The organism is Paenibacillus sp. P4_A9 (assembly GCF_056402415.1).
Map to the genome: position 1 here is coordinate 118,866 of NZ_JBFUHL010000010.1, position 15,398 is coordinate 134,263.

The following is a 15,398-nucleotide window of genomic DNA, read 5'->3' on the forward strand; positions in this document are numbered from 1 at the left end:
CTCTGTTCATTATGGCATATTTTCTGACGAAATCCTAGATTCCATAGCACTTTATCAACAAATACGAATTATAATGGTAGATTTTCTAACATGTCTTCATATTCTTCAGGCGTATTAATATTTGTAGCGAAATTCGTTCGGAGCCCACGTTGCACGAAAAAGTCTAAACCCACTGCTTGCCAATCCAAATGCTCAAGTAACCCCATCAAACGATAGTTTTGTTGTTGTATCAACAGCTCAGCCTCAGGCCCAACACCTCTGGCATAGATCCCATGGAGTGGGTGCAAACGGCCTTCAAGCTCTGGGATCACCGCATCCACATTCGTGTCTCGGCATATCTCCACCATCGCCTTAGCTGCATCTGCAGAAATAAAAGGCATATCACAGCCGACAACCCATAAATGAGTCCCGCTTGCGACGCTTGCGGCGGCATGTATGCCGCTCAAAGGGCCCTTTTGAGGATAGTGATCGGTTATACAAAGCACATCCATATCCATGCCTCCTGCAAGCAAAGGCTGCAAGGTTTCAAGCTGATTCGTCACAACGATAATTTGCTCGCACTCGCGTGACATTTCTTTCAATTGCTTTATTAAGATGGCTTCCCCTTGCACAGGTAAGAGAGCCTTATGGCGCCCGCCCATGCGGCGATTCAATCCTCCAGCAAGAATGACCCCAGTGATCATACTTCGAGCTCAGCCAATCGTTTCCTAAACGATTGCTTCCAGCTTCCCGATAGAGCATCTACAGCTAGAACTCTTTTGACCGCTTCAATGTTGAACTTATCGTGATATTTAATCTGATTGGCGAACGCAACCGTTATACCCGCTTCATCTTTGGCAATAAGTCTTAACTCAGAATCTGGAGCAATGAAGCCCTCTTTCAGCACTCGAAAATAATATCCCGTATACCCCGTCTCCTGAACGTGGAGAGTTGCTTCTGGCCAATCCATCCGCTTTGCTAGCTTATGACAAGGCTGCCTGGGTTGTGAGACTTGGACAATAACCTCATCAATGGCAAACGTATCACCAATACAAATCTCATGCTCCTGCAGACCGCGAATTGTGAGATTTTCACCAAATGTGGCAGCGTCCAATTTATGGCCTCTAAGATTTTCCCAGTACGTATAGTGCTCCTCTGGATAGACACAGATGGCTTTATCAACACCGCCATGAACCGTCAGATCGGCCTGTCCATCCCCGTCTATCTGCACCTTCGAAACAAACAAAGAGGAGCTGACCGGCGTCTTATAAATCCCCGTGGTCAGCTCTTTACCTTGAAAGGCTATCGTTTGGGGTAACCCCACATTAATGGATGTAATTTGCATGGCAAATGTCCCTCATTTCCGAGCAGGATTCTTTGCCTTAACTATACCAAAATCCCTCTGAAAAGTCAGCGCCCGCTTCATCCATGCATGACAAGTTCTAGCCGTTTGATGTGCCGACCCATGCATCATTATCGTAGCCACGGACCTCCCAGTAGCCCATGTGCTCCTTCTCGATCAACTCAATGCCTTGCAGCCACTTCACCGATTTATAAGCATACATCTTGGGTACGATCAGTCGCACAGGTCCACCTAACTGCTGCGGAATCGGCTTACCGTCCATCAAGACAGCAACCATAATATCGTCTCCATTAGCCTGACTTAAGGAGAGTGCATCCGTGTACACTTTATCGCCGGAATAAAATTTCACAAATTTAGCTGAGGCCTGAACGCCAGCCGCCGCCAACAGCTGTTTCAGCGGAATACCTTCCCACGTACATTGGTACACCGACCATCCTGTAACACAATGGAAATCACTCACTTGAACAGTGCGTTTCATCTTCAAAAACTCTTCCCAGTTCCACGCATTTGGTTTATCCACGAGACCGGAGATGGCAAATTTCCACGTTTCCGACGAAAAAGCCGGAATTTCCGTCACCGTGTAGATACGGAAATTGCCTTTGGCCCCTCCGCCTACAACAGCGGCGGAGTCGGGCAATGGCTCTGGCGGCGGCAGCATGCGGTTGCCGTCATTCGCCACATATTCGGCGGTCGACGACCCGCCGGTATCGAATGCGCCTTTTATCCAGCGATAAAAGGCGGGGCCGACCGCGATCACAAGCACCAGTCCTGCGACAAGTCGCAGGAACGAGGCGCGTGTGATCGGCGACTCCTTCAGCGCGGCGATGACCGCCTGCGCTGCCGAGCGTCTCGTGGCGTCCTCTGTCGCCACGGGAGCCATATCCGCCGCTGCTGCGCTCGCGGCGACGGTACGGTCTGTGACCGCCTGCGCAGATGCTGGCGGTCTGCCGGCGGCAGCGGCTTGCTCGAGCCGCTGCTGGCGCTTCAGCCATCTGCTGCGCGAGATGGCGTGGTAGACGGCATACGGCACTCCGGCCCAGGTGAGCAGGTCATGTACGATGAGTGCCGCGTTGTTCAAAGCCGGCGGCATGTGCCGGAACTGCCACAGGATCACGCCTGATGCGGCCCAGCCGATCAGCAGCGCCAGAACAAACACCAAATTCGCGCGTTGGTTACGCCGCGCGCGAATTTGGCGCCAATGCTTGCGGATCATGGGCGCATACAGAATCATGAGTAACACAGAGGCGACACCCAAATAAATGTGAAGCTGCTTCAGCGTCACGCGAAAGGCTCCAAGATCCCCTCGGATCGCGCCGATACTGAGTACGATCCCTGTAACTGTCAGAAGCAATAAAATCCAAGCATTCCAGCTATGTAAGGCATTTAATCGCTTTCCAAATGACTGCTTCAGCCAGCCTCGTTTTGACTCCACCCTCGCCACATCCTTCACGAAATACGTTCCATATCGATATATATACCTATAATAACGTAATAACCTTAAAATAGGTTTAACAATGGATAAATTTAGATTCTCCAAACCAAAAGAAAAAGGTCAAATCACGTCGTAACGGATTTAACCTTCAATAGTTGATATATGTAAAATTAACCGCCAATACGAATCTTACGGTATGTATCGATAAACGACAGAACATCGACCCGTTTCCCCCTTCTTTTAGCTACACGAGCCATTTTCACAAGGGTTGTCCAGAACTCATCTAGAACAGGCGATTCAAATCCATTTTCTTTCGATTCCTGTGTTAGCTTATGTTTGTTTTTGTAGGAAGTGCCTTCATCCGAAATCAGGTATTGAATTTGACTTTTTTTCCATTGCTCCCCCGATACATAGCTGACTCCCATTTCACGCATTTTTTTGCGAACGGATGTAACAGGACGTGATAATTCTCTAGCAATGACAACTGGCGGACACTCCGAGGAAAGGCGAATTAGTTTATCCAGTTCTTGGGTGGACCATGGTTTTTTAGTCATATCAATAAACCCCATTTCAACAATATGAATGTTCCGTTTTGCCTGTTCTTGGTGAATCACAATAGGTATAATCAGAGAATAGCAATGAAATGTTAAGTAAGTATGAGTTAACCATAATGAAAGTATGAAGACATAACTTTTTCGCTATTTTTTTAAAAAAGATGATCTTGGAGGGTGAAATTTGATGAAAAAGCACATTAACGGAACCGAACTGTTCGTTCGAGATCAAGGACAAGGAGCCCCAGTTATCCTACTTCATGGCTTTCCTTTGGATCATCGCATGTGGCAAGCTCAAGTTGAGACGTTGTCAGCTCACTACCGCGTGCTTACTCCTGACTTCAGGGGAATGGGTCAGTCTGATTTACCGCTCACGCCCATGTCCCTACAGCAATATGCCCAGGACATTCTCGCCATCATGGATGGATTAGGTATAGAAAAAGCCACCCTCGGAGGCTTCTCCATGGGTGGCTATGTCGCGTTTGCTTTACTGCGTCTCGTGCCTGAACGCTTCTCAGCGCTGATTCTTGCCAATACACGTCCCGAGCCTGATGGACAAGAGGGAAGGAAAAATCGAATGAACATGGCTGTCTCACTGTATGACAAGGGCGCCGCGGCAGCCCGAGATGTCATGCTGCCTAAACTTGTAACGCCAGCCACCCTGCAAGAGCAGCCTCAGCTCATCGATAACCTCAAGCTGATCATGGACAGTATGCCAGCCGAAGGACTTGTCCATGCAAGCATCGCGATGGCGTTCCGCGAAGACTCGGTACCGCTGCTCAGCTCCATCGCAGTGCCAACACTCGTTATTGCTGGCGAACAGGATGCGATTGCGCCACCGGATGTCATGAAGTCAATGGCTGATCAAATCCAAGGTGCTAGCTTTCACGTAATCCCAGCTGCTTCTCACCTTACCCCGATGGAGAAACCTGAAGCTTTCAATGCGTTGCTTATTCCTTTTCTTAAAGGAGCTACGGTTTAACGAGCTGATCCATGACCATCACGGCCGCTCCAATGGCAAGCGCTTCATCACCCAGCTGACCTTTGCTGAAAATAACCTGATAGGCGGGGTAATAATACGTTTTGCGGATAGCAACCTGCGTTGCTGTCTGGAAGAACAACTCCCCGCCTGTAATCAAAGGCCCCCCAATAATCACTTTCTCCGGGTGCAAAATATTTAATAAATTCGCAAGGCCGATACCGAAATAGGTGGCAGCCTCTGTCACGATCTCCACGGCCAGGGGATCATTTTTTTTGAGCGCCTCCATGATATGCATGTAAGTAACCTGCTCTGGATCCTCGACCATATGTATGAGCATTGTGGATCTACCTTGCTTTAAGGCTGCTTTCGCCGCCTTTTCTATCGCATAGAGCGAAGCGTAAGATTCCAATGCGCCATAATTACCAGATTGGTTGCGATGGGCAACGCCATCCATTTGAATAATCATTTGCCCCACAGAGCCTTCCATATCTACAGCCCCATAGATGACCTTGCCTTCAGATACCATGGATGATCGCAAGCCTACTCCTGCATGAATATATAGCAGATGCTTAAAGCTTCGTGTCCGTTGGTGCCAGGATTCCGCCAGAATCGCTGTGTTCGCCCCATTATCCAGCAGTGCGGGGATACGTAACGCTTCGCTCAGCCGCCTACAGATTTCCACATGCCTCCATCCATTCGCAGGGAAGTAGGAGGGCTCCAGAATAACGCCTGACAATCGGTCTACAGGCCCTACTGCACCAATCCCAATGCCCAGCATCTGTGATGTTTGTATGCCATTTTGAGCTAACATTCGCTGTGCTTCCTGGACGATAAGGGGAATCAACACTTCTGGCGTCATGACTTCTGTCATGGCCCAACTTTTTGCCTCCAGTTTATTCATTCCTAGATCAACAAGCACCAGCTTGGACAATGTTCTGGAAATTTCCACGCCAAATATATAAGCATAGGCCGGATTCTTCTCATACAAAATCGGCCTACGCCCGCCCGTAGATGCACCAAAGCCAGATTCCAAGATGAGTCCCTGACTCGTTAACTCCTCCAAAAGTCGTGTCAACGTCGAGACCGTCATGCCGCTTTGATCTAATAAATCTATTTTCGAAACCGTCGTTTGACGCGTAATCAGCTCGTATACTTCCTTCGCTTTACGGTTCGAAATTCGTTCTGATATAACCTCTACGTTCAAAAGAAGCAGCCCCCAATGATAATCTTTCTCATATGCTTCGCCATTAAGGAAGCAAAATCCTGCTTCTTACTGTTTCCTTACTCCTTGGTACCAATCATCAGGGTATAGCCCATATAAGGATGATATTTGTTAACTAGCTCATCATAGCGAGCCGTGATTTGCCATACGCGCGGATCCATAAACGATTGTCGATCAGATAAATGAACAGGATCTGGATGCTGGACCTGATCTTCGAACATCGTCAGTGGGAAAGGATGTATGCCTGTCGAGGTGACGGTACTGAACTTGTTGCTCTCCAGGAGCTCTTGCCACTCCTCTAGCTTATAGATCTTGCTCACGCCATAGAAACTACAAAGTGCTCTGTGGATGCCTGCTGTCATCTCTTTTACTTTAATCACTTCTCGATCATAAAGCTTTCCTTCCGGTTTTAATACCCGATAGTACTCGGATACGGCCTTTTGTGCATCTGCGAAGTTCGTGACCGATTCCACCATCACGACATCAAAAGTATGAGCTTCGAAAGGCAGTTGACATACATCCCCGATCAGAAAATTCACTTCAACTCCTTGCTTCTCCGCTCGAATTTTGGCTTTGTTGATCATCTCAGGACGAATATCAATAGCCGTGACATCACAACCTTGCTCTGCCAAATAACAGGCTGTTCTTCCGGTTCCACAGCCAACTTCCAGCACCCGCTTCCCTTTTTCTATCGGATAATTCTTCAATTGCTCAATCGTTTCTCCAAATCCTCCGGGATGTGCGTTTCCAATCCCGAGCTTCGCTAACATATCCAAGTAATCGATAGCCCCTACACCTCCGCAATGGCATTACGTTCTTTTTCTACCATATGGAAGGCTCCTGCCACTTGTTCAACTTCACACTCCTTTTTTTCCAAAAACAGGCTCCTGCCTAAAAGTGGTTATCGCCCTCTTAGATTTAGGCTAAACACCCAATCAAATTATGACATCTCTCCATACGATAGTATTGTCTCTCATTCGCTTCTGCGGAAGAGCATTCCTAGAGATGGGGGGTGACATAAATGGGTGTTGCTGTAGGTACTGGTGCAGGTTATGGTGGTGGTTCGTCTGCTGCTGTTGTTCTTGTTCTTTTCATTTTGCTCGTTATCGTAACAATGACTTTTGTTTGGTAATTAGTCCAATATGATTAGGGAACAAAATAATAAGGAGCCAAGGCTCATTGAGCCTGGCTCCTTATACATATTAAAGCAATTATTTTTTGTTTGCTGCCAAGAAAGCATCAAATTGTTTTTGTTTTTCTGCAATAATCTTATCGACACCTGCTGCTTTTTGCTTTGCCAAGTACTCAGCAATTTTAGCTTCCGGGTCTACTGAACCTGTTCGTATAGCAGCTTCGTATTGCTTGTTAATATTAACGATTGCTGCAACTTCACTTTTTACCGGTTCCGCATCGAATGAGAATCCTAGCGCAGGGGATTTTACACCCTTAGCGTTAAATTCTTTGAACAGCTCCCATTTCTTCGGATTTTCATTGGACATCAAATAGTTCAAGAATTGATTGCCGAGCTCCCATTGTGCTCCTGGGTTATACGGATGATTTTTAGGATCAATGCCTGGTGCTACATCAATAATATTGTCTGATTTTTTAACAAAATGCTTGCCTTCAATACCATAGTTAACGAGGTTGTTCAAGAATTTATCACTGTGTAAAAGTCCAATGACTTGCATCGCTTTATCTGGGTTTTTAGAGGATTTCGAAATGGCCAGCATGGCTCCTGAAACGTCACCTGTTGTAATTGTCGGTACAGTCAGATCAATTTGTCCAAGCTTGAAACCAACATATCCTTCCAATTCTGCTGCCTTACCAGGTTTCAAACCTTCTGCCCACATGAATACTTTGCCAGCCTTAGCTTGATCTGCAACAGTTACCGTACTTGTAGCTGCATCTTTATTGATGTAGCCCGCTTTATAGAATGAACGAGTAAGCTTCATGATTTCCAGATATTCTGGCGTTTCCAATTGATTTAAAATTTTTGTTGATTTACCTATTTTACTAATAACACCAGGAACATTCGAATCACCCAAGAAGTCCCAATCCATGGCATCAAAAATACCATTACTTGTTGACGTATAGAAGAACGGTGTGATATCCGCTTCTTTTTCCTTAACTACTTTTAACAATGGCTCTAAATCAGCCCATGTCTTTACTTTGGATACATCTAATTGATATTTATCAACGAGATYTTGACGATAGATAACACCTCGTGTTGCAGCCAATTCCTTGTTTGTTGGAACGCCATAGTTTTTACCATTAATTTTGGAACCTTCAAAGAAAGATGGATCAAGCGTTTTCTTGAGTTCAGGTGCATTTTTGTCAATTAGCGGGCCAAGATCTAGAAAGGCACCCTTTGCTACATTTATGGCATACCTCTGCCATGCTGCAGTAAATACAATATCAGACGGTTCGCCTGAGGCAATCATTAGGTTCAGTTTATTATCCCATTGACCCCAGTCTACTGCATTAATTTTCAAGGTTACATTCAGCTTATCTTTTAGATATTTGTTCGCCTCAGCTTCTACTAATGCCACATCTTTTTGAGGTGTTCCAGGGAACATCAGAGAGATTTCAACTGGCTGTTCTTTAGCCTTAGGCGTTTCTTGCGGTGCGGAAGTCGCTGCTGCTGTCGTCGCTGCTGGTGATGGAGTCGTTTCTGTCTTGGAACAACCTGCTGCAACTAAACTTAATGCTACCAACGAAATAAAACTTATCAAAGTTAAATTCTTTTTCACTCGTAAACCCTCCCATTTTTTTCATATATACTAAACCGGATTTCCCCGGGGTTAGCCTTTAACAGCACCAATGGTAAGTCCTTTAACAAAATACTTTTGGAAGAATGGATAAGCGAATACAATAGGTCCTATTCCAACAACTGCCATGGCCATCCGTAAGGTCTGTGATGGTAAATTAACAGCCACACCCATTTTCGACAATTGACTGGCGGCATTTTCGTTGGTTGTTAAGTATTGAATGTTAAGCAATGTTTTGTACATTAAATATTGCAAGCTAATCCCATTGCTTTTCGTAATATAGAGCAAACTCAAGAACCAATCATTCCAGTAGTTCAGGGTATTAAATAGTCCTATTGTAGCCAGAACCGGAAGAGATAATGGCAGAATGATTTTATAAAATATCTTCACTTCACCTGCACCGTCAATCGTTGCGGATTCAATAATCGAATCTGGAATCGTCGTTTGGAAGAACGTCCGCATTATGATGACAAAAAACGGCTGAAGAAACAAGGGAAGAATAAGCGCCCAGACCGAGTCCTTGAGATGCAATAAATTCACGTAAACCAGATACCAAGGCACTAAACCGCCATTAAAGATCATTGTTAAAAATATGAAGAGTGCAAATTTATTACGGTGTTTCAATTCTTTCCTAGATAACGGATAGGCATATAGTGCAATGAGTAACAAACTAAGCAAAGTTCCAACAACCGTTACAAACACGGTTACACCGTATGCTGTAAGAACCTGGGTTAATTGATTATTCAGAAATGCATACGCATCTAAACTGAACTTCTCTGGGAAGAATTTAAAGCCGTGGGCCACCACCGTGGTCTCATCTGAAAAAGATATGCTAATCACTAGAATGACCGGAAGTAAACAAGCTAATGATGCGCAGATAAAAAACAAGTGTAATGCCATTTGTGATAATTTAAATTTTGCCATTGGTTTCCCTCCTGAAAATCCCCAGTTGATGCCTGTTCATTCTGTTCTAAAAGAGCGCGTTCTCTTTGCTATATTTTCTTACGAGAGCGTTAGTCGTTAATACGAGCACCATCCCCACAACGGCTTGATAGAATCCAGCAGCGGAAGACATACCGATATCTCCATTGGTTTGAAAGGTTCTATATACGTAGGTGTCAATAACATTTGTCGTCGGAAAAATCGCACCGGAATTCAAAGGGACTTGGAAGAAAAGACCGAAATCAGAATAGAAAATTCTGCCGATAGCGAGTAAGGTCGTGATAATAATCATTGGATACAGCAATGGGATTGTGATATAGCGAATTTGGTGCCATCTTGAAGCGCCATCTATGGTGGAAGCTTCATAATAATCGCTATCAAAACCGATAATCGCTGCGAGATAAATAAGTGAGAAGTAACCTACACTTTTCCAAGTATTCACTAAGGGAAGAATATACGGCCAATATTTATTTTCAGAATACCAATCAACAGGTTCAATTCCTAATGGACCCAGGATCGATCTATTGATAAACCCATTTTCAACTCCTAGAAAAGCGAGAACGATATAACCGACAATAATCATCGATAAGAAGTAAGGTAAAAAGATGATGGATTGATACACTTTTCCTGCAATTCGATTTTTAATTTCATTAAACATAATGGCCAAACCGACTCCGAACACAAGATTCAGAACAATAAACAATGCGTTATACAGCATCGTATTTCGGGTAATAATCCAAGCATCTGAAGTGCTGAATAGGAATTTGAAATTGGTCCATCCCACCCAAGGACTTCCTAAAATCCCATCGGTATAATTCACATTTTTAAATGCTATAGAAATGCCCAGCATTGGAATGTAGTTGTTAATAAGAAGAAATATGACCCCAGGCATAAACATTAGATAAAGCGCTTTATATTGCAAAATATGATGAAGTCCACTATTTCTTTTAACTTTCTTCTGTTTTAATTGTTTATCTGCTGTAGATAAACTGGCTTCCTGACTCATACGAAAACCTCCTATTATCCGGCAAGCTTTAATTCTTGCTTCTGTATCTTCTATGTACTTATTATAGGATGCATAGACATCCTGCTCTATTGGTAACCGTGACATATCGACTTGTGTTATTGTGACATAAATAAAAAACTCTTGGTTGTTTTGGCAGCCAAGAGTTTTTGCATTTAGCTATAATTAAATTTTACTTTTCCGATATTCTTGTGGAGTTGTACCCACATATCTTTTAAACATCTTCGTAAAATGAGGAATGTCACCATAGCCGACCAAAGCGGAAATATCACTTATCTTTATATTCGTGGAGACCAATAGTAATTTAGCTTTGTTCATTCTTTTCTCCAGAATGTAGTCCGTTAAAGAGCTATTTGTTTCTTTACGAAACAGTCGGGATAAATAGGCTGCATTAAAATGCACATGCTCGGCAATTTGTTCCCTAGATAGTTCATCATGCAAATGCTCATCAATATAATCATATATTTTTTGGATGACTTTAGCTTGTTCCTTTTCTTCAGCCTGGATTTGATCCGTTCCAACGGTAACAATCCGTTGCGACCACAAATTGAATTGAGCTAAAACTTTATTCGATTGTGTGACATTGCTGCGCTCCATTTCTAACAGCATGACATAAGTTCTGAGCAGATCCGTGAATGTTGAAACATTGCCGACATAGCAGGACAGATGACAATAAAAGTAATGGTTACACGCCGATAGGTAGCTCTCACAGCGTAGTGTTATTTCATCAATATCAATACTTTCATCTTGCCTTTGATAAAAAATAACGAGATTATGTCCRCTTCGATCCTGAATAACACAGCCTTGATCATCTTTTAGAATTAATTCCGAAGCTGCGTTTCTCAACGCGTACTCCAGCGTTTCTTCCTCACGAACCGTCAAGTCCTTTTGCCACATTTCTACACTCACTAAAATAGGCAAAACAGAAATATCAGAAGGCAGATTCATTTGATATTTGGCAATCAGTAGCTCTAATTCTGCCCTTGAAGGAGAGACACGATTTACGAATAATTCCTGCCAGAATCTTTCTTCCATAAGCGGTTTATGTGATTCTAATAACAACGAATACTGTTTATAGGTCCGATCATGAGAAAGCTTTTGCAATGCACGGCCCACGACTGATTTTAACTCATCATATTCAACTGGCTTCAACAAATAGCCGAAGCTGCCAAAGTGAATCGCACTTCGTGCATAACTAAAATCAGCATGTCCAGTTACAAAAATCGTTTCTGTCGTCGGATAATTGTCCCTAATCCATTCCAATAGTTCTAACCCGTTGCTTCCAGGCATTTCAATGTCACAAATGACAATATCAACCGGCGATACAGCAAAGCGTCTCTTGGCTTCGTCTGCATCAAACGCTTCAAATACTTCTGAAATGTCCATCTCCGACCAATCTATGCCTTGTGTTATACCTTTAACTGCATATAATTCATCATCCACAACTAATAAGTTATACATCTTCTTCCACCTCATTAACCGAATATCTTAACGGAATACCCAGTTTTATTTCAGCGCCTTTAGATTGTCCATTATTAAATATTAATTTTGCCGCACCGTTATAACCAATACGCTGTCTTTTCATGACATTTTGTATACCAAGATGGCCCTCTGTAAAAAGTTCATACTCATAGTGACCTTCTTGCAGCCTTTTCAGTAAAGGCTCAGTAAAACCAACTCCACTGTCACTCACTTCGATCCAAAAAAACTCATCTGGAGCCTGCTCATCGGGTGTCACAATAATCCGAATCGTGAAAAGTTCTCGTCGATTCGAAAATCCATGAATAATGCAGTTCTCTATAAATGTTTGAATGGTTAGTGGCAGCACAATGCAATTTCGATACCGTTCCGGGAGTTCAATCTCATAGACCAATTGGTTTGGGAATCTCAGTTTTTGGATCTCCAAGTAATTCTGAATATGTCGGATTTCAGCTTCTAATGTAACGGTACCTTGCTGCGTCTTGGTAATAAAACGGAAATATTCAGCTAAGTGTTGTGTCATTTTTTGAATCAAAGCATATTCCTTAATGGCTGCTAAACTATAAATAATATTGAGTGAATTCAAATAAAAGTGGGGTCGGATTTGCATCTGAAACAGACCAAATTCTGCCTCCTGAGCACGAATTTTTTCCTCATAAACATCTATTTTAAGCCGTGAAATTTCTGTAACCATGTTGTTAAATGTACTGATCAGAAATGAAAATTCACTTGAGTGATTCTCATTTAAACGGATATTGAAATCCCCTCTCATGATACGCTTCATCCCAAGCACCAATGTATTCATCGGCTTTAATAGAACACTTCTTAAAAAATACAAATAAAATAGCAGAATCAATATACCACCTAAAGGAACGAAATAAATTGCTAATTGGAAAAAAGGAAGTTGCTTCAGCATGTTTCCTTCAGGAATCATCACTGTGTATTTGATATCTGCAATTTGAGAGGGAACGCCAATTAATAAATATTTATTGTTTTCTTTCCGATCAGAAACAATCTGAAAATCATTATTGAGCTTTGACGCCGCTTCTACAGCTGCATTCAATTGGGATACTCCTAGAGTCGTCCCTGAGGCAACTGCGCCATCTTTCGTCATGATGACTGATCCGCCTGTTGTCCCAACATCCAAAAAGTTTAATGAACCCACTAGGCTATCTGTATTAACGATCGCTCCTGCTAACATCGAACTTGTTAGACGCGTAATTTTCATCAAGAATGTTCGATTTTCGAATCGAACCAGCTGCCAAATTGGTGAATCCATACTTGCCTTATTTGTCATCTCCAATGGAACTTTTTCAATGATTAACCGCTCCTGAAGATAGTAGTCTTTCTTAGTTACAAAAGTTACATCCTGTGTATGCACATTAAAAAGAAAGATACTGTCCATCAAGAACAAATTATTCAGATCCGTTTGAAAACGATTGACTACGCGTTTTTTCGTGAGTAAATAATCATCCGTACCGAGTACACGATCATTAAGCTCATTGATATCAATTTCATTGTTCCATAAATCATATAGGTACCTATTCGTTTCAAGAAACATTTTGTCGATTTGCTTTACATGTTGTGCAAGCAAATTACTATTAGTCTTAGAGACTTGCTCTCGTACGACGCTGATTGCATACAAATTATTAAATAGCAGAAAAAAAACAAGTGGGATGATAATGATTAAAAAGCCAGTAACAAGTTTAAAGCGCAATGATTTTCCCATTATTATCACCCTTTCAGTAAATATTAGAAAAACTAGGGCGTAAATCATGATATCCGGATACTACAAAAAGAGGAGATGAAATCGTTAGATTTCATCTCCTCTTTTACTTCGTTATACCGGCAAGAGGACTCGAACCTCCACCCTTTCGGACTCGATTTTGAGTCGAGCGCGTCTGCCATTCCGCCATGCCGGCATAAACTTGTAAAGATAATGGTGCCGAAGACCAGACTTGAACTGGTACGGTAGTCACCTACCGCAGGATTTTAAGTCCTGTGCGTCTGCCGATTCCGCCACTCCGGCTAATAAGATTGTGGAGGCGCCACCCAGATTCGAACTGGGGGTAAAGCTTTTGCAGAGCTCTGCCTTACCACTTGGCTATGGCGCCTTAGTAATAATGGAGCGGAAGACGGGGATCGAACCCGCGACCCTCGCCTTGGCAAGGCGATGCTCTACCGCTGAGCCACTTCCGCATATAAAACTGGGGATCAAGGATTTGAACCTTGGCATGACGGAGTCAAAGTCCGTTGCCTTACCGCTTGGCTAATCCCCATTATGTTGCTTTGGTAATAATGGGCGGACGACGGGACTTGAACCCGCGAATGCCGGATCCACAAACCGGTGCGTTAACCCCTTCGCCACGACCGCCACAATATTAAGTTTCTTGCATTTTTGGCAGGGGCAGCAGGAATTGAACCCACACCAAAGGTTTTGGAGACCTTTGTTCTACCCTTAAACTATGCCCCTACAAAAAGGAAAATGGAGGCTGATGGATTCGAACCACCGAACTCGAAGAGAGCAGATTTACAGTCTGCCGTGTTTAGCCACTTCACTAAGCCTCCACAAAGCAATGGTGCCGTCGAGAGGACTTGAACCCCCAACCTACTGATTACAAGTCAGTTGCTCTACCAGTTGAGCTACAACGGCATATTTAATTAAGAAATGGTGGCTTTGGACGGAATCGAACCGCCGACACGAGGATTTTCAGTCCTCTGCTCTACCGACTGAGCTACAAAGCCTAACTAGTTGTTGTAATAATAATGGCGGAGCTGACGGGATTCGAACCCGCGGTCTCCTGCGTGACAGGCAGGCATGTTAGGCCACTACACCACAGCTCCACATGTATTATTTGGTTGCGGGGGCAGGATTTGAACCTGCGGCCTTCGGGTTATGAGCCCGACGAGCTACCGGGCTGCTCCACCCCGCGTCATTAAGTATAAGTCACGTTTCCTATTAAATCAAGTCTTACATTAGGAAATATGATGGAGGCTGACGGGATCGAACCGCCGACCCTCTGCTTGTAAGGCAGATGCTCTCCCAGCTGAGCTAAGCCTCCATGGGATTTGAAAATGGTGACCCGTAGGGGACTCGAACCCCTGTTACCTCCGTGAAAGGGAGGTGTCTTAACCACTTGACCAACGGGCCTTACTAAAAAAATTCTGGCGGAGAGAGAGGGATTCGAACCCTCGAGACGCTTGTGACGCCTACACGATTTCCAATCGTGCTCCTTCGGCCAGCTCGGACACCTCTCCATATGGCTCCCCGAACAGGACTCGAACCTGTGACAACTCGATTAACAGTCGAGTGCTCTACCAACTGAGCTATCAGGGAATAGAAACAATGAATCTTTCAAGGATTTATTCCTTGAAAACTAGATACGAAACTTCAACGTAAAGTAATACTCTTAGGAATTTTGGTTAAGCCCTCGACCGATTAGTATTCGTCAGCTGCATACGTTGCCGCACTTCCACCTCGAACCTATCAACCTCGTCGTCTACAAGGGGTCTTACATACTGGGAAATCTCATCTTGAGGGGGGCTTCGCGCTTAGATGCTTTCAGCGCTTATCCCCTCCGTACATAGCTACCCAGCGATGCCTCTGGCGAGACAACTGGTACACCAGCGGTACGTCCATCCCGGTCCTCTCGTAC

Annotated in this window: 13 protein-coding genes, 16 tRNA genes and 1 rRNA gene; 2 read left to right on the plus strand and 28 right to left on the minus strand. The window is 43.9% G+C overall.

Annotated elements, in window-relative coordinates:
- Positions 1-68 precede the first annotated feature (68 nt).
- From mobA to AC1DVJ_RS10535, 4 genes are all read right to left on the minus strand, one after another.
- On the minus strand, positions 69-683 hold the full coding sequence (gene mobA / locus AC1DVJ_RS10520) for a molybdenum cofactor guanylyltransferase (RefSeq protein WP_477590529.1): 615 nt from the start codon (positions 681-683) through the stop codon (positions 69-71).
- A complete protein-coding gene (locus AC1DVJ_RS10525) occupies positions 680-1,324 on the minus strand; it encodes an MOSC domain-containing protein (protein WP_477590530.1) in 645 nt (214 codons plus the stop codon). The genes mobA and AC1DVJ_RS10525 overlap by 4 nt, the downstream gene beginning before the upstream one ends.
- Positions 1,325-1,421: 97 nt before the next feature.
- Positions 1,422-2,774 carry a molybdopterin-dependent oxidoreductase gene (locus tag AC1DVJ_RS10530; protein ID WP_477590532.1) on the minus strand — a complete coding sequence of 451 codons (1,353 nt, stop codon included), beginning with the start codon at positions 2,772-2,774 and terminating at the stop codon, positions 1,422-1,424.
- A 170-nt stretch (positions 2,775-2,944) separates the two neighbouring features.
- Positions 2,945-3,328: a hypothetical protein gene (locus AC1DVJ_RS10535; protein WP_477590533.1), complete on the minus strand. Its 384-nt coding sequence runs from the start codon at positions 3,326-3,328 to the stop codon at positions 2,945-2,947.
- Between the two features lie 184 nt (positions 3,329-3,512).
- Here AC1DVJ_RS10535 and AC1DVJ_RS10540 point away from each other — a divergent pair, with 184 nt between their 5' ends.
- A complete protein-coding gene (locus tag AC1DVJ_RS10540) occupies positions 3,513-4,307 on the plus strand; it encodes an alpha/beta fold hydrolase (protein ID WP_477590535.1) in 795 nt (264 codons plus the stop codon).
- Here the strand turns inward: AC1DVJ_RS10540 and AC1DVJ_RS10545 are convergent.
- Both AC1DVJ_RS10545 and AC1DVJ_RS10550 read right to left on the minus strand, forming a co-directional pair.
- Positions 4,297-5,511, minus strand: coding sequence for an ROK family protein (locus tag AC1DVJ_RS10545; RefSeq protein ID WP_477590537.1), 1,215 nt, complete (start codon positions 5,509-5,511; stop codon positions 4,297-4,299). The genes AC1DVJ_RS10540 and AC1DVJ_RS10545 overlap by 11 nt on opposite strands.
- Positions 5,512-5,588: 77 nt before the next feature.
- Positions 5,589-6,299, minus strand: coding sequence for a class I SAM-dependent methyltransferase (locus AC1DVJ_RS10550; RefSeq protein ID WP_477590539.1), 711 nt, complete (start codon positions 6,297-6,299; stop codon positions 5,589-5,591).
- 251 nt (positions 6,300-6,550) lie between these two features.
- Here AC1DVJ_RS10550 and yjcZ point away from each other — a divergent pair, with 251 nt between their 5' ends.
- A complete protein-coding gene (gene yjcZ / locus AC1DVJ_RS10555; protein WP_477590541.1) occupies positions 6,551-6,661 on the plus strand; it encodes a sporulation protein YjcZ in 111 nt (36 codons plus the stop codon).
- 79 nt (positions 6,662-6,740) lie between these two features.
- Here yjcZ and AC1DVJ_RS10560 read toward each other — a convergent pair whose 3' ends face one another.
- From AC1DVJ_RS10560 to AC1DVJ_RS10665, 22 genes are all read right to left on the minus strand, one after another.
- On the minus strand, positions 6,741-8,279 hold the full coding sequence (locus AC1DVJ_RS10560; protein WP_477590542.1) for an ABC transporter substrate-binding protein: 1,539 nt from the start codon (positions 8,277-8,279) through the stop codon (positions 6,741-6,743).
- Between the two features lie 51 nt (positions 8,280-8,330).
- On the minus strand, positions 8,331-9,221 hold the full coding sequence (locus tag AC1DVJ_RS10565; protein ID WP_477590543.1) for a carbohydrate ABC transporter permease: 891 nt from the start codon (positions 9,219-9,221) through the stop codon (positions 8,331-8,333).
- A 46-nt stretch (positions 9,222-9,267) separates the two neighbouring features.
- On the minus strand, positions 9,268-10,245 hold the full coding sequence (locus AC1DVJ_RS10570) for an ABC transporter permease (RefSeq protein WP_477590545.1): 978 nt from the start codon (positions 10,243-10,245) through the stop codon (positions 9,268-9,270).
- A gap of 183 nt (positions 10,246-10,428) precedes the next feature.
- Positions 10,429-11,724 (minus strand): response regulator transcription factor, encoded by a 1,296-nt coding sequence (locus tag AC1DVJ_RS10575; protein WP_477590547.1) that lies wholly within the window; start codon positions 11,722-11,724, stop codon positions 10,429-10,431.
- Positions 11,717-13,519, minus strand: coding sequence for a sensor histidine kinase (locus AC1DVJ_RS10580; protein WP_477590549.1), 1,803 nt, complete (start codon positions 13,517-13,519; stop codon positions 11,717-11,719). Before AC1DVJ_RS10580 ends, AC1DVJ_RS10575 begins: the two co-directional genes overlap by 8 nt.
- Positions 13,520-13,585: 66 nt before the next feature.
- Positions 13,586-13,664, minus strand: a tRNA-Leu gene (locus AC1DVJ_RS10585).
- A gap of 18 nt (positions 13,665-13,682) precedes the next feature.
- A tRNA-Leu gene (locus tag AC1DVJ_RS10590) sits at positions 13,683-13,771 on the minus strand.
- Between the two features lie 11 nt (positions 13,772-13,782).
- Positions 13,783-13,856, minus strand: a tRNA-Cys gene (locus tag AC1DVJ_RS10595).
- Between the two features lie 10 nt (positions 13,857-13,866).
- Positions 13,867-13,941: transfer RNA gene (locus tag AC1DVJ_RS10600), tRNA-Gly, on the minus strand.
- A gap of 8 nt (positions 13,942-13,949) precedes the next feature.
- Positions 13,950-14,021, minus strand: a tRNA-Gln gene (locus tag AC1DVJ_RS10605).
- A 22-nt stretch (positions 14,022-14,043) separates the two neighbouring features.
- Positions 14,044-14,116 (minus strand) — tRNA-His (locus tag AC1DVJ_RS10610).
- Between the two features lie 25 nt (positions 14,117-14,141).
- Positions 14,142-14,215: transfer RNA gene (locus AC1DVJ_RS10615), tRNA-Trp, on the minus strand.
- Positions 14,216-14,228: 13 nt separating this feature from the next.
- Positions 14,229-14,310 (minus strand) — tRNA-Tyr (locus AC1DVJ_RS10620).
- 9 nt (positions 14,311-14,319) lie between these two features.
- A tRNA-Thr gene (locus AC1DVJ_RS10625) sits at positions 14,320-14,395 on the minus strand.
- A 16-nt stretch (positions 14,396-14,411) separates the two neighbouring features.
- Positions 14,412-14,487, minus strand: a tRNA-Phe gene (locus AC1DVJ_RS10630).
- 22 nt (positions 14,488-14,509) lie between these two features.
- Positions 14,510-14,586, minus strand: a tRNA-Asp gene (locus tag AC1DVJ_RS10635).
- A gap of 12 nt (positions 14,587-14,598) precedes the next feature.
- A tRNA-Met gene (locus AC1DVJ_RS10640) sits at positions 14,599-14,675 on the minus strand.
- Positions 14,676-14,731: 56 nt separating this feature from the next.
- Positions 14,732-14,804, minus strand: a tRNA-Val gene (locus tag AC1DVJ_RS10645).
- A 14-nt stretch (positions 14,805-14,818) separates the two neighbouring features.
- Positions 14,819-14,893 (minus strand) — tRNA-Glu (locus AC1DVJ_RS10650).
- Between the two features lie 15 nt (positions 14,894-14,908).
- Positions 14,909-15,000 (minus strand) — tRNA-Ser (locus AC1DVJ_RS10655).
- Between the two features lie 3 nt (positions 15,001-15,003).
- Positions 15,004-15,079: transfer RNA gene (locus tag AC1DVJ_RS10660), tRNA-Asn, on the minus strand.
- 82 nt (positions 15,080-15,161) lie between these two features.
- Positions 15,162-15,398 (minus strand): 23S ribosomal RNA (locus AC1DVJ_RS10665); the annotation flags it as partial.

What these genes read in the sequence shown, in the direction of transcription:
- mobA (WP_477590529.1), bottom strand. Translation starts at nt 683, where the DNA reads ATGATCACTGGGGTCATTCTTGCTGGAGGATTGAATCGCCGCATGGGC.
- AC1DVJ_RS10525 (WP_477590530.1), bottom strand. Translation starts at nt 1,324, where the DNA reads ATGCAAATTACATCCATTAATGTGGGGTTACCCCAAACGATAGCCTTT.
- AC1DVJ_RS10535 (WP_477590533.1), bottom strand. Translation starts at nt 3,328, where the DNA reads ATGACTAAAAAACCATGGTCCACCCAAGAACTGGATAAACTAATTCGC.
- AC1DVJ_RS10540 (WP_477590535.1), top strand. Translation starts at nt 3,513, where the DNA reads ATGAAAAAGCACATTAACGGAACCGAACTGTTCGTTCGAGATCAAGGA.
- AC1DVJ_RS10550 (WP_477590539.1), bottom strand. Translation starts at nt 6,299, where the DNA reads ATGTTAGCGAAGCTCGGGATTGGAAACGCACATCCCGGAGGATTTGGA.
- yjcZ (WP_477590541.1), top strand. Translation starts at nt 6,551, where the DNA reads ATGGGTGTTGCTGTAGGTACTGGTGCAGGTTATGGTGGTGGTTCGTCT.
- AC1DVJ_RS10565 (WP_477590543.1), bottom strand. Translation starts at nt 9,221, where the DNA reads ATGGCAAAATTTAAATTATCACAAATGGCATTACACTTGTTTTTTATC.
- AC1DVJ_RS10570 (WP_477590545.1), bottom strand. Translation starts at nt 10,245, where the DNA reads ATGAGTCAGGAAGCCAGTTTATCTACAGCAGATAAACAATTAAAACAG.
- AC1DVJ_RS10580 (WP_477590549.1), bottom strand. Translation starts at nt 13,519, where the DNA reads ATGATTTACGCCCTAGTTTTTCTAATATTTACTGAAAGGGTGATAATA.